Source organism: Variovorax gracilis (assembly GCF_030317115.1).
Classification (GTDB): domain Bacteria; phylum Pseudomonadota; class Gammaproteobacteria; order Burkholderiales; family Burkholderiaceae_C; genus Variovorax; species Variovorax gracilis.
Genome location: NZ_JASZYF010000005.1, coordinates 171,668 through 185,082, shown reverse-complemented (window position 1 = coordinate 185,082; position 13,415 = coordinate 171,668). Strand labels below are relative to the sequence as shown.

Below are 13,415 nucleotides of genomic sequence, written 5' to 3'. Positions count from 1 at the left end.
CGCCCTCGCGGGTCTTTTTTTGTTTTCAAGGAGTGTTTCCATGACCTCAGCCGCAGCAGCAGTGCCCGCAGCACCCGGAAAGAAGCCCGCGATCTACAAGTCGCTTTATGTGCAGGTGATCACCGCGGTGGTCATCGGGGTGCTGCTCGGGCACTTCTTTCCCTCGGTCGGCGAGACGATGAAGCCGCTGGGCGATGCCTTCATCAAGCTGATCAAGATGATGATCGCGCCGATCATCTTCTGCACGGTCGTGGTCGGCATCGCGGGCATGGAGGACATGAAGAAGGTCGGCAAGACCGGGGGCCTGGCGCTGCTGTACTTCGAGGTCGTGAGCAGCATCGCGCTGGTGGTCGGGCTGGTGCTGGTCAACCTGCTGCAGCCCGGGGCGGGCATGAACGTCGACCCGGCGTCGCTCGACACGCGGGCGCTGGCGGCCTACACCGGCCCGGGCAAGATGGAAGGCACGGTCGACTTCCTGATGCACATCATTCCGAACACGGTGGTCGACGCCTTCGCCAAGGGCGAGATCCTGCAGGTGCTTCTGATCGCGGTGCTCTTCGGCTTTGCTCTGCACCGCTTCGGCGGCCGCGGCACGCTGGTGTTCGACATGATCGAGAAAGGCTCTCACGTGCTTTTCGTGATCATCGGCTACATCATGAAGCTGGCGCCCATCGGCGCCTTCGGCGCGATGGCCTTCACGATCGGTAAGTACGGCGTCGGCTCCCTGTTCCAGCTCGGCAAGCTGATGGGCACCTTCTACCTGACGTGCCTGCTCTTCATCTTCGTGGTGCTGGGGGGCATCGCGCGGTTCCACGGGTTCAGCATCTGGAAGTTCATCAAGTACATCAAGGAGGAACTGCTGATCGTGCTGGGCACCTCCTCTTCCGAGTCGGTGCTGCCGCGCATGATGGAGAAGATGGAGAACCTCGGCGCGCGGAAGACGGTCGTGGGCCTGGTGATTCCGACGGGCTATTCCTTCAATCTCGACGGCACCTCGATCTATCTCACGATGGCGGCGGTGTTCATCGCGCAGGCCACCAACACGCCCATGACCCTCATGCAGGAACTCACGCTGCTGGCGGTGCTGCTGCTGACATCGAAGGGCGCGGCTGGCGTCACCGGCAGCGGCTTCATCGTGCTGGCGGCGACGTTGTCGGCGGTCGGGCACGTGCCGGTGGCGGGTCTGGCGCTGATCCTCGGCATCGACCGCTTCATGTCCGAGGCACGGGCGCTGACCAACCTGATCGGCAACGGTGTCGCAACCATCGTCGTTGCCAAGTGGACGGACGAGCTCGACGTCGAAAGACTGCAGGCCGGGCTGAACAACGAGACATGGATCGAGGCGCAGGAGCCCGAGGAACTGATCAACGCCCGTACGGAAAAGATGGCATCCTGACCCTGCGACGGGCGTCGTTCTTGCAGAATGCAAGACGATGCCCCATAGCGTTTCACTGATTAACACCATCGCGGCTGGCCTCGGCCTCGCGCTCGTCCTCGGCTTTCTTGCGGCGCGATTGCGATTGCCGGCGCTTGTGGGCTATCTGCTGGCCGGCGTGATCATCGGCCCCTTCACCCCCGGCTTCGTCGCGGATGCGGGCATTGCCGCGCAGCTCGCGGAAATCGGCGTGATGCTGCTCATGTTCGGCGTCGGGCTGCACTTCTCGCTCGACGATCTGCTCGCGGTGCGAAAGATCGCGCTGCCCGGGGCCCTGGTTCAGATCGCCGTCGCCACGCTGCTCGGCGGCGCGCTCGCCACGTGGTGGGGCTGGAGCCCGGGCGGGGCGCTGGTGTTCGGGCTGGCCTTGTCGGTGGCAAGCACGGTGGTGCTGCTGCGCGCGCTCGAAAGCCTGGGCATCCTGGAGTCGTTCACCGGCCGTATCGCGGTCGGCTGGCTGGTCGTGGAAGACCTCGCGATGGTGCTCGTGCTGGTGCTGCTGCCGCCCTTGGGTGCGGCGCTGGGCGGCACCGAGAGTGCAGGTGACGGTGCGCCCCTCTGGCAGACCCTGGGGCTCACTCTGCTGCAGGTCGGCGGCTTCGTCGCGTTGATGCTGGTGGTGGGGCGTCGCGTGTTCCCCTGGATTCTCTGGCAGGTCACTCGCACGGGCTCGCGCGAGCTGTTCACCTTGTGCGTGGTGGCTGCGGCGGTGAGCATCGCGTTCGCGTCGGCGGCGCTCTTCGGCGTGTCCTTCGCGCTGGGCGCTTTCTTTGCCGGGATGGTCATGCGCGAGTCCGAGTTCAGTCACCGGGCGGCGCAGGAATCGCTGCCGCTGCGCGACGCTTTCGCCGTGCTGTTCTTCGTCTCGGTCGGCATGCTGTTCGACCCGTCGGTGCTGATCGAGCGCCCGCTGCAGGTGCTGGCCGTGGTGCTGGTGATCGTCGTCGGTAAGTCCGTGGCGGCCTGTGCGCTCGTGCTGCTGTTTCGCTATCCGCTCGGCACCGCGCTCACGGTGAGCGCGAGCCTGGCGCAAATCGGCGAGTTCTCTTTCATCCTGGCCGCGCTGGGTGCCGGGCTGGGTCTGCTGCCGCCCGAGGGCCAGAGCCTGTTGCTGGCCGGGGCGCTCATCTCCATCGCCAGCAACCCGCTGTGGTTCAGCCTCATCGAGCCGCTGCAGAAATGGCTGCACGCCCATTCGTCCTTCGCGCGCGGGCTGGAAGCCCGGGACGATCCGCTGGCCGAACTTCCGATGAGCACCGAGGCGAAGTACCTGTCACGGCAGGTGGTGCTGGTCGGCTACGGCCGCGTCGGGCGACGGATCGCCGCCGCGCTCAAGGCGCACGACATTCCTTTCGTGGTGGCCGAGCAGAACCGCGAGCTCGTGGAGAAGCTGCGCAGTGAAGGCATGGCGGCGGTCTGGGGCGATGCGGCGGACCCCGCGGTGCTCATCCAGGCACACGTTGCCCGCGCGCGCGTGCTCGTGGTCGCCACGGCCGATGCCATGAACGTGCGCCAGATGATCGAGACGGCGCGCACGCTCAATCCGTCGATCGAGACCGTCATCCGCAGCCACAACGAGGACGAGGCCCGCCTGCTCACCCAGGAAGCGGCAGCGACGGTGTTTCTCGGCGAGCACGAACTGGCCCAGGCCATGGCTCGTGCGGTGCTGTTGCGCGCAGCCAGCGTCTGACGGAGTTTGATCAGAGGTCTTCGATCACCAGCGTCCGATATCGCTGCGCGATCGAATAGGGCACCTTGCGCACGTGCACCATCAGGCGCTCCGCCGTCGCCTCGTCCTTGGTCCTGACCATCAGGGCCGTATGGCCCTCCCGGGCAAGCTCGGTGTAGGCGCGGACCGTCGCGGCATCGGTCCCGGCAGAGGGCAGGGGACTGTCCGATTCGTGGATGGTGGGCGTGATCTGTTCGAGCAGGATATGCGGCGGGATCAGGTAGACCTCGTCGCCGCTGAAGCCGTCGTCGATCAACAGGTGTCCGACACGGTTGGCATCCTGCGCGTCCGGAAACATCACCACGGAATGGCCTGTGGGATAGAAGGCGCCGCCGAGGGTCGCGGTCATGTGCTTGTCTAGCGTGAAGTGCTTCATGTCTCCTCCTCGCGGTGGATTGGACGATATGGCTAGCTTAGGCCTGGCACCGACGCAGCGCTAGGGGAAGCTGGTTGGCGCGATCGAAATTGCCCGAAAGGGGGGCTTGCGGAATTTCCGGATTTGCGTATTTAATTACGACTGGTCACATTTGTGACGATTCGTGAAATTGTCGCTAGGCGTTATCCGCAGGGGTGAATAGGATCGTTTTGTCTTATCACTATCCATGGCTCCCCCCGCTAACTCCATGTCGCAATTGCGAAATATCGCGCTCACCGTCCAGGAACTCGAAGAGGGCGAGTTCTATTGGGTATTGATGGAAGCCACCGACTACGACATGGAGGATGCGCTTCCCTACCTGCCGATCGAAGCGGCGAGCGATCCTCATCGCACCTACGCCAATGCCTTGGTCGCGGGTGTTGCGGCGATCCGGAAGATGTTTGGCAAGGACGGTCCGCGCACGACTGAGATGCGCGGACCTTGATTCTGGGGAAACCATGCGGAAATTAGGAGCGGCCATTGCCGCGGGCACCGTGGCGTTGGTTGTCGCAGGCTGGTTCTATCGGCCTTCCACGTCGGGCGAGTGGGCCGCGTGGGTCCAGACCCTGGGCGTGCTGGCGGCCATCCTGTGGGCGGTCCGGCTGCAGATGGCGAGTTCGAAGCAAAGCCTGCTGCAGGCCGGGCAGGTCGCCGCCATGTTCGCGAACAACATGCACTGGGTTTTCCGCGAACTGAACGACGCCTGCGGCAAGCGGAGCTGGGACGACTACACGGTGCACCGGCGCATCCTCCACGAGGTTCTTGCGCAGGGGCGCGAAGTGACGCTGCAGTTGCTCGATGGGCGGTCGCTGGCCATGGTGAGCAGCCTTCGCACCATCGCGGTGGAGGCACTCGAAATGACCGAAGGGCATGGGGAGGACGGCAACTGGGGTCGCCTGCACAACTACTTCGATCGCCGGCTGCCCAGCATTTCTGCCTGGATGTCGGCCACGGGCAATCCACCCGAGAGCAGCGGCCCGACCGACTACGCAGGTCTGCGCACGTCCTTCGGGTAGATCAACCCCAGACCTGGGTCTGGCGCAAGGCGGCGTACAGCGCAATGAAGCGTTCATGGCGCGCTGCGTACATGGCTGTATGCGCCGGGTTCGGCTCGAAGCGCTGCCGCACCTCCGGCTGCCGACAGACATCCGCTTCCGACCCTCCATCTGCCAGCCAGGCAAGCCGCGCCGCGCCCATCGCGCCTCCCGCCTCGCCGCCTTCGCACACCGCGAGCGGCGTTTCGAGGATGTCGGCCAGCAACTGCGCCCACCACGAACTGCGCGCGCCGCCGCCTACGAGAACCAGGTCGCCGCTTGGCTTGACGAGCGTGTCCAGCCCGTCGCGAAGCCCGAAGCTCACGCCTTCCACCACGGTATACGCGACCTCGGGCGGTCCATGCGCGTGCGTCAGTCCGAAGAGCACGCCTTGCGCATTCGCATCGTTGTGCGGCGACCGTTCGCCCGAAAGATAGGGAAGGAACAGCGGGGACTGGCGGCGCGCTTCGGCGTCCAACGTCGCCGCGGCGGCCAGCAACGAGGCCTCGTTGCCGAGGCCGAAGCTGCGCGCGGCCCAACTCACCGAACTCGACGCCGATAGCATCACCGACATCTGGTGCCAGCGTCCCGGCAGCGCGTGGCAGAAAGCGTGCACCGCGCGGCCGGGATCGGGCGCGAAGCGATCACCGCAGACAAAAATCACCCCCGAAGTGCCGAGAGAGACGAAGCCTTGACCGGCCCTCACGAGGCCCATCCCGACGGCGCTCGCCGCGTTGTCGCCGCCGCCGCCCGCGATCGGTATGTCGGCTCGCAGGCCCCACCGGGCCGCCAGTTCCGGCTTCAGCCTGCCGGCCACGGCGCTGCCTTCGACGAGTCCGGGCATCTGCTGGCGACGGAGCCCGCAGGCCGCGAGCAGTTCGTCCGACCAGTCCCGCGCGCCCACGTCGAGCCACAGGGTGCCCGAGGCGTCCGACATGTCGCTCGCAAGCGTGCCACTCAGCCTGTAGCGCAGCCAGTCCTTCGGCAACAGCACGCAGGCCGTTCGCGCGAACAGATCGGGCTCGTTCTCCTGCATCCACAACAGCTTGGGCGCGGTGAAGCCCGGCATGGCGAGGTTGCCGGCGATCGCCCTGAGCCGTGGCACGCGCGCCTCGAGGGCCTCGCATTGCGCGGCGCTTCGGCCGTCGTTCCAGAGGATGGCGGGGCGCAACACCTCGCCGGCCGCGTCGATGGCCACGGCACCATGCATCTGCCCCGAGAGCCCGATGGCCCGGACGGCCGACAACGCGTGCGCACTGCTTCGATGGAGCGCCGCCATGACGGTTTCGAGTGCTTCCCACCATTGCGCGGGCGCCTGCTCCGACCACAACGGCGCGGGCCGGCTGACGGAAAGCGCGGCGCGGGCCAGCGCGACGATCCGATGGTCCTTGTCCAGCAGCAGCGCCTTCAGCTCTGAAGTGCCGAGATCGAGTCCGAGATACACGGCGGTCCTTCAGGCGAGGCTGCCGAAGCGGCTGTCGCTCTGGCGCCGGAACTCCGTCGGCGTCATGCCCTTGATCTCGAGAAAGCGCCGGTTGAAATTCGCGACGTTGTTGAAGCCGACCTGATAGCAGATGTCGGTCACGTAGTGGTCCGTCTGCATCAGGAGATGGCAGGCGCTGTTGATCCGCACGCGGTTCACGAAGTCGGTGAAGCTGTTGCCGGTCGAGCGCTTGAAGAAGCGGCTGAAGCGGCTTTCGCTCATGCCGAGCTCGGCGGCGATGTCCGCCATCACGATCGGTTCGGCGAGGTTGGCCGTGATGCGGTTGACGATGACGTTGATCTGGTCGACCTCGGCGTCGCCTTCCACGCCCTGCATCTGCACGTTGGAGAGCAGGCGGTAGTCGGTGCACTGGGCAAGGTCGGCCAGGTATTCGAGGAAGCGTGCGAGCCGCTGCAGGCCGTGCGCGGCCTTCACGGCATTCCAGTGCGTCATGGCGCGATCCGCGAAGCCGAAGAACTCGATGCCGTGACGCGAGCGTTCGAGCAACTGGAGCGCTTCGCGCAGTTCGGGAATCTCTGCCGCTGCGCGCTCGATGGGATCGTGCCGGAACTGGATCACGCGGTCGCGGCCGGCCGCGCCGCCTTCGGGTGCGTCGAGCGAGATCCAGTTGTGCGGCAGTCGCGGTCCGCACAGAACCAGATGGCCGGGTTGAAAGGGGCCGATCCAGTCGCCGACGAAAGCCTTGCCCGAGGTCTCGGTGATGAGATGCAGCTCGTACTCCTCGTGGAAGTGCCAGCGCACCAGCGGGCTCGGAAAGCCGTGTGCCAGGCAGCGCACGAGGCCCGTTTCCTCGGGCGCCTCATAGCCGAGCGAAGGAGAGCGCGTGATGTCGCGTTCGAGCTCGGGCTCGCGGTGCCGGGGCAGATGTCTTTGGCGTAACGATGTCATGAAAGGATCCTTCTCATGCACCTTCAGCTCATGACATTACCACCGTCGACATTGAGTGTTTGCGCCGTGATGTATCGCGCTGCGTCGCTCGCCAGGAACACGACGGCGCCGGCGATGTCGCCGGGGGTGCCCATTCGGCCAAGGGGGACTTCGAGACCCACCCGGCGCTTCTTCTCGCCCGGTGCGAGGTGCACGTATCTGGCAAACAGCGAATCGACGTGATCCCACATCGGTGTATCGACCACGCCTGGAGAAATGGCGTTCACTCGAATGCCGCGCGGCGCCATGGCGAGCGCGGCGCTCTGGGTGTAGCTGATGACCGCCGCCTTGGTCGCGCAATAGTGCGACACCAGCGCTTCGCCGCGACGGCCGGCCTGCGAGGCCATGTTGATGACCGAGCCGTCCTGCACACCGGCATCCACCATGTGCTGCAGCACGCGCTGCATGACGAAGAACATGCCCTTCACGTTGACGGCGAACAGGCGGTCGTACGAAGCCTCGCTGCTTTCCAGCAGCGGCGCCATGTCGAAGAGGGCGGCGTTGTTGACCAGCGTGTGGATGGCGCCGTGCGATGCTTGCGCGGCGAAGAGCATGCCGCCGACCGAGGGCATGCTGGTGACGTCTGCCGCCACGTAGGCCAATGCATTCGGGTGCCTGCGCCGCAGGGCCTGCACGCCGTCGGACGGATCCTCCGACAGGTCAGCCAGCGTGCAGCGAGCGCCTTCTGCCAGACAGGCTTCAGCAATGGCGAGCCCGATGCCTCCGCCTGCACCGGTGATCAGGACGTGCCGTTCTGCGAGACGGCCTGTCATTTGCCGCTCCGCTGGATGAATGCCTGAACGCGCGCGTCCGCCTTGCGGATCGCTTCGACGAGTCGCGCGTCACCGGCCGTGCCGCCCCACAAGGTCCGGTCCGCGCTCATCGCAGCGACGGGGTCGGCTGCGTCGCAGATGGCATGCGCTGCGGATTCGTCCATGCCCTGGTCGTGGTAGACATAGGGTAGCGCCCCCCTGTGCCAGCGCTGCAGGAAGGCCAGGAACAGGGCCGGCAACATCGCCACGCTGTCGATGCTTTCGCCGCGCGCCAGCCGTTCGCGGACGGTGGGCGCGATGAAGCCCGGGATCTTCGAGAAGCCATCCATCGCCACCCGCTGGTTGGTATCGCGAATCGCGGGGTTGCCGAAGCGTTCGAGCACGACGTCGCGGTAGGCGGGCAGGTCGACCGGGCTGGGTCGCTCGGGTGAGTTCAGGCAGGGAATGACGTCATCCGTCACATAGTCGAAGGCCATGCGGTGGATCGATGCCATGTGCGTCCCTTCGTGGATGTATTGCAGGCCCACCAGCGTGCCAGCCCACGCGATGCAACTGTGGCTCGCGTTGAGGATGCGGATCTTCGCTTCCTCGTAGGGCGAGACCGAATCCACCAGTTGAACTCCGACGCGGCCCCAGTCCGGCCGCCCGTTGACGAAATCGTCCTCGATCACCCACTGGATGAAGCTCTCGCCGGTCACCGGCGCGGCGTCGTCCCAGCCCGTGGCCTCGAACACGCGCTGGCGCAGTTCGGGTGGCGGTCTGGGCGTGATGCGGTCGACCATGGCGTTGGGGCTGGTCGTCTGCGCGCGCACCCAGTCGAGCAGCCCGGATGGCCCGGCGCGCTCGATGAACTCCAGCAGTCCCTTTCGGAAGCGGTCACCGTTGTGGCGCAGGTTGTCGCAGTTCAGCAATGTGACGGGACCGGCATTCGCCGCGCGGCGCGCGCCCAGGATCGCGCAGACCGCGCCGTAGATCGTGCTCCCGGCATGACCCGTTCGCGCCCGGTCGAGGTCGTTCGCGAGATCGGCGACGCTGAAATCGAGGCGATCGTTCGAATCGAGGTAGTAGCCGGCCTCCGTCACCGTGAACGAGATCACCCGGGTGTGCGGGTCGGCGCCCTGGGCGACGACTTCGGTCAGCTTCTCGTCGTAGGGGAGCACTTCGCGGATGGCTTCGATGCGTTGGTAACGGTAGGCGCCGGCGGGCGAAACCGTCTCCAGCGTGTAGCGTCCGCCCTGTGCCCGCAGTGCGTTTTCGACGTCGGCCATGTTGGGCCGCAGGTTGGCGCCGACCAGCGACCAGCGCTGGTCGCCGGTATCGATCAGCGCTTGCAAGTACACCGCCTGGTGCGCGCGATGGAAGGAGCCCAGTCCGAGGTGCAGCACCACGAAGCCGGAAGAAGTGGAATCGGCCATGGCAGTGTCAGGCGGCGACGGTGCGGCCTTCGCGGTTGAAGAAGTGGAGCACCGAAGGGTCGAGCTCGACGTACACGGCGTCGCCCGCCTGCAGGTCCGTGCGATCGTTCTGGCGCGCGACCAGCGCCACGCCGCCGACGTCGATGTGGATCAGGGTGTCGGCGCCCAATGCCTCGATCAGCTCGACGCGGGCGGGCGCGCCGGTCCCTTGTCCGTGGTGCACGCGCAGGCCCTCCGGCCGGACGCCGAGGAAACCGTCGGTCGGCAGCCTGCCGCCCGTCAGCGCCGAGAAGCTCGGTATCGCCTTCGCCTCGACCATGTTCATCGATGGCATCCCGATGAACTGCGCGACAAACTGGTTGGCCGGTCGGTCGTACAGCTCCATCGGCGTGCCGACCTGCTCGATCAGCCCGTCGCGCAGCACGACGACGCGGTCGGCGAGCGTCATGGCCTCGACCTGGTCATGAGTCACGTAGATGCTGGTCGCGCCGAGTGCGCGGTGCAGCTTGTGGATCTCCACGCGCGTATTGCCGCGCAGCGCCGCATCGAGGTTCGAGAGAGGTTCGTCGAAGAGGAACACCTTGGGGGCCCGCACGATCGCTCGACCGATCGCGACGCGCTGCCGCTGGCCGCCGGAGAGTTCCTTCGGCGTCCGGCTCAGATACTGCGTGAGGTTCAGCGTCTTCGCGGCGTGGTCGACCTTGGTCTTGATCACCTCCTTCGACACCTTCGCCAGCTTGAGCGCAAAGGACATGTTGTCGTACACGCTCATGTGCGGGTACAGCGCATAGCTCTGGAACACCATTGCAAGGTCGCGCTTGCCCGAGGGCGTGTGCGTGATGTCCTTGCCGTCGAGCGAGAGCTTGCCGCTGGTGATCGGCTCGAGGCCGGCGATCAGCCGCAGCAGCGTCGACTTGCCGCAGCCCGAGGGACCGACGAACACGATGAACTCGCCCTTGTCGATCTCCAGGTTTACGCCTTTGATGACATGCGTGTCGCCGAAGCTTTTCTGGATGTTGTCGAGTTGGAGATAGGCCATGGAATGTCCCCTGTCTTGCGTGTTCGATTACTTGACGGCGCCGAAGGTGAGGCCCTGCACCAGTTGCTTCTGGCTGAACCATCCGAACACCACGATGGGCGCGATGGCCATGAGCGAGGCGGCGGAAAGCTTGGCCCAGAACAGGCCCTCGGGGCTGGAGTACGAGGCGATCAGCGTCGCGAGCGTGCCGGCCTTGGCGGAACTGAGGTTGAGTGCCCAGAAGGCTTCGTTCCAGCTCAGCACCAGGCACAGCAGGCCGGTGGAGGCGAGCCCGCCGACGGACAGTGGCAGCACCACGTGACGGAACTCGGTCCACAGGCTGGCGCCGTCCATGCGCGCTGCTTCGAGGATCTCGGGCGGGATGTCCTTGTAGCTCGTGTAGAGCATCCACACCATGATCGGCAGGTTGGACAGCGTGAAGACGACGGTCAGCGCCGTGCGCGTATCGAGCAGGCCCGCGGTCTGCGCGATGACGTAGATCGGCACCAGCGCGCCGACAGCCGGCATCATCTTGGTCGAGAGCATCCACATCAGGATGTCGCGCGTGCGCTTCGTGCGGAAGAAGGCCATCGAGTACGCGGCCGGCGCGGCGATGAGCAGGCCGATGACGGTCGAGCCCACGCTCGTGATCAGCGAGTTCTTCGCGAAGAGCAGGTAATCGCTGCGTCGCTGCACTTCCGTGAAGTTCTCCAGCGTCGGCTCGAAGATGAAGAGTGGTGGCACGTGGATGGCCTGCAGCTCGGTCTTGAACGAGGTCAGCACGAGCCAGCCCAGCGGAAAGAAGAGCAGCAGCGACGCGACCCATGCGCCCACGGTGCGCAGGCCCAGGGAGAGGATGTTTTCGGTTTGCATGCCGGTGCCCTCAGTCGAGGTTCTTGCCGATGATCCGGATCAGGAAGGCGGCCACGATGTTGGCCAGCACCACGGCGAAGAGCGCGCCCGCCGAAGCCACGCCGACGTCGAAATTCATCAGCGACTGCTTGAAGATCAGGTAGGTGAGGTTGGTGCTCTCGTTGCCCGGTCCGCCATTGGTCGTCACCGCAATCTCCGCGAACACGGAGAGCAGGAAGATCATCTCGATCATGATCACCACCGCCATCGGACGGCCCAGGTGGGGCAGGGTGAGGTAGCCGAAGCGTTGGAAGGCGGTGGCGCCGTCCATGCGTGCGGCCTCCATCTGCTCGCGATCGAGCGATTGCAGCGAGGTGATGAAGATCAGGCAGGCGAAGGGCAGCCACTGCCAGGCCACCATGATGATCACCGAGAACAACGGCACGTCCGTCAGCCAATCGACCGGCTCCGCGCCGAAGCTGCGCCAGATGTCGGCGAGGATGCCGTAGATGGGGTTCATCATCATGTGCTTCCACAGCAGCGCGTTGACCGTCGGCATGACGAAGAAGGGCGAGATGAGCAGCACGCGCACGATTCCGCGTCCGGGGAAGGGCTCGTTGACCAGCAGGGCCAGCAGCACGCCCAGTACCACGGTGATGATGATGACGCTGCCGATCAGCACCAGCGTGTTCCACACGGCGGGCCAGAAGTCCGGGTCCGTGACGAAGTAGTGGAAGTTCTCCAGCCCGTTGAACGTACGTTCGCCAGGCTGCATGAGGTTGTAGTTGACGAACGAAAAGTAGAGCGTCATCGCCAGCGGCACGAGCATCCACAGGAGGAGCGTGACCACGGCCGGCGCCATCAGCGCGCGAGGCAACAAGCGGTTCATAGATGGTTCCCCATGCTTGGTCAGGAGCTGCCGCGGATCCGGCCGTGCCGGTCCGCCGGCAGCGCCCCCCTCGGGGGGCGGGCGAAGCAACACGCAGTGCGCGCTGCCTGGGCTACTTGTAATAGCCACCCTTCTTCATCTCGCGTTCGGCGGCAGTCTGGGAAGTCTTCAAGGCCTGGTCGACCGTGACCTTCCCCGAGAGGGCCGCGCTCATCTGCTGTCCCACTGCCACGCCGATGGCCTGGAATTCGGGGATGGCCGCGTACTGCACGCCGACGTAGGGCGACTTGGGCAAAGTGCTGTCGTTCGCGTTCGCAGTGTCGATGGCCTTCTTCTCGGCTTCGGCGAAGCGCGCCGCCTTCATGAACTCCGGCGATGCGTAGGTGGACTTGCGTGTGCCGGTCGGCACCGTGCCCCAGCCGTGCTCCTTGGCGACGAGCTTGACGTAGTCTTTAGAGGTCGCCCACTTGACGAAGGTCTGCGCCGCATCGACCTTCTGCGAACTCGCCGGGATCGCCAATGCCCACGCCCGCCCACAGCCAGTTCGCGCCCTTGGGCGTGACGGCCACCGGCGCCTGCGCGAAGGCCACCTTGTCAGCCACCTTCGACTGCTTGGGATCGCTCACGAAGGAAGCCGCGATGGTCGCGTCGACCCACATGCCGCACTTGCCTTCGTTGAAGAGCGCGAGGTTCTCGTTGAAGCTGTTGGCCGAGGCGCCGGGCGGACCGTATGCCTTCATCAGGTCGACGTAGAAGTTGATCGCGTCATGCCAGGGCTTGCTGTCGATCTGCGGCTTCCAGCTCATGTCGAACCACTGGCCGCCGTTGGTATTGACCATGGTCGTGAGTAGCGCCATGTTGTCGCCCCAGCCGGGCTTTCCGCGCAGGCACATTCCGTAGATGCCGGCCTTCGGATCGTGGATCTTGCCGGCCAACTCCTTCACCTGCGTCCAGGTCGGCTGGTCGGGCATCTTGAAGCCCACCTTGTCCGCAAGGTCCTTGCGGTACATGAGCATCGAACTCTCGCCGTAGAAGGGCGAGGCATACAGCTTCCCGTCGGCCGAGAGCCCGTTGCGCATCGCGGGCAGCAAGTCGTCGACGTCGAAGGCGGCGTCGGTCGCGATCGGCAGCAGCCATCCCTTCTTGGCCCAGATCGGCGTCTCGTACATGCCGATGGTCATTACATCGAACTGGCCGCCCTTGGTCGCGATGTCCGTCGTCACGCGCTGGCGCAGCGTGCCTTCCTCGAGCGTCACCCACTTGAGCTTGATGTCGGGATTCGCCTGTTCGAAGAACTTGGTGAGCTTCTGCATTTCGATCATGTGGCCGTTGTTCACGGTGGCGATGACCAGTTCGGTCGCGGCGTGCGCGAGGCCGGTGCCTGCGATCGCGAGCACCAGGCCCGCCTTCAGAAAACGCTTCAT

12 protein-coding genes and 1 pseudogene are annotated in these 13,415 nt (G+C 65.4%); 4 read left to right on the top strand and 9 right to left on the bottom strand.

What is annotated here, in order from left to right; genetic code table 11:
* Positions 1-40: 40 nt before the first annotated feature.
* Together QTH97_RS12615 and QTH97_RS12610 are read left to right on the top strand one after the other, a co-directional pair.
* Positions 41-1,396 carry a dicarboxylate/amino acid:cation symporter gene (locus QTH97_RS12615; RefSeq protein ID WP_286568492.1) on the top strand — a complete coding sequence of 452 codons (1,356 nt, stop codon included), beginning with the start codon at positions 41-43 and terminating at the stop codon, positions 1,394-1,396.
* A gap of 37 nt (positions 1,397-1,433) precedes the next feature.
* Complete coding sequence (locus QTH97_RS12610; protein WP_286568491.1) at positions 1,434-3,125, top strand: cation:proton antiporter domain-containing protein; 1,692 nt, start codon at positions 1,434-1,436, stop codon at positions 3,123-3,125.
* 10 nt (positions 3,126-3,135) lie between these two features.
* On the opposite strand, the gene QTH97_RS12605 is transcribed toward QTH97_RS12610, so the two are convergent.
* On the bottom strand, positions 3,136-3,540 hold the full coding sequence (locus tag QTH97_RS12605; protein ID WP_286568490.1) for a hypothetical protein: 405 nt from the start codon (positions 3,538-3,540) through the stop codon (positions 3,136-3,138).
* Positions 3,541-3,787: 247 nt separating this feature from the next.
* On the opposite strand from QTH97_RS12605, the gene QTH97_RS12600 reads away from it, so the two are divergent.
* A complete protein-coding gene (locus tag QTH97_RS12600; RefSeq protein WP_286568489.1) occupies positions 3,788-4,024 on the top strand; it encodes a hypothetical protein in 237 nt (78 codons plus the stop codon).
* A 13-nt stretch (positions 4,025-4,037) separates the two neighbouring features.
* A complete protein-coding gene (locus QTH97_RS12595) occupies positions 4,038-4,595 on the top strand; it encodes a hypothetical protein (protein ID WP_286568488.1) in 558 nt (185 codons plus the stop codon).
* Position 4,596: 1 nt separating this feature from the next.
* Here the strand turns inward: QTH97_RS12595 and xylB are convergent, their stop codons facing one another.
* The 8 genes and pseudogenes from xylB to QTH97_RS12555 form a co-directional block, all read right to left on the bottom strand.
* Positions 4,597-6,057 carry a xylulokinase gene (gene xylB / locus QTH97_RS12590; RefSeq protein ID WP_286568486.1) on the bottom strand — a complete coding sequence of 487 codons (1,461 nt, stop codon included), beginning with the start codon at positions 6,055-6,057 and terminating at the stop codon, positions 4,597-4,599.
* Between the two features lie 9 nt (positions 6,058-6,066).
* Positions 6,067-7,005, bottom strand: coding sequence for an AraC family transcriptional regulator (locus QTH97_RS12585; RefSeq protein ID WP_286568484.1), 939 nt, complete (start codon positions 7,003-7,005; stop codon positions 6,067-6,069).
* 23 nt (positions 7,006-7,028) lie between these two features.
* On the bottom strand, positions 7,029-7,817 hold the full coding sequence (locus QTH97_RS12580) for an L-iditol 2-dehydrogenase (RefSeq protein WP_286568483.1): 789 nt from the start codon (positions 7,815-7,817) through the stop codon (positions 7,029-7,031).
* A complete protein-coding gene (dalD, locus tag QTH97_RS12575) occupies positions 7,814-9,232 on the bottom strand; it encodes a D-arabinitol 4-dehydrogenase (RefSeq protein WP_286568482.1) in 1,419 nt (472 codons plus the stop codon). Before dalD ends, QTH97_RS12580 begins: the two co-directional genes overlap by 4 nt.
* A 7-nt stretch (positions 9,233-9,239) precedes the next feature.
* Positions 9,240-10,271: an ABC transporter ATP-binding protein gene (locus QTH97_RS12570; RefSeq protein ID WP_286568480.1), complete on the bottom strand. Its 1,032-nt coding sequence runs from the start codon at positions 10,269-10,271 to the stop codon at positions 9,240-9,242.
* Between the two features lie 27 nt (positions 10,272-10,298).
* The gene (locus tag QTH97_RS12565; protein WP_286568479.1) at positions 10,299-11,123 is read right to left on the bottom strand and encodes a carbohydrate ABC transporter permease; all 825 of its coding nucleotides are present in this window, start codon (positions 11,121-11,123) and stop codon (positions 10,299-10,301) included.
* A 10-nt stretch (positions 11,124-11,133) separates the two neighbouring features.
* Positions 11,134-11,991, bottom strand: coding sequence for a carbohydrate ABC transporter permease (locus QTH97_RS12560; RefSeq protein ID WP_286568478.1), 858 nt, complete (start codon positions 11,989-11,991; stop codon positions 11,134-11,136).
* Between the two features lie 112 nt (positions 11,992-12,103).
* Positions 12,104-13,415: pseudogene (locus QTH97_RS12555) on the bottom strand (ABC transporter substrate-binding protein).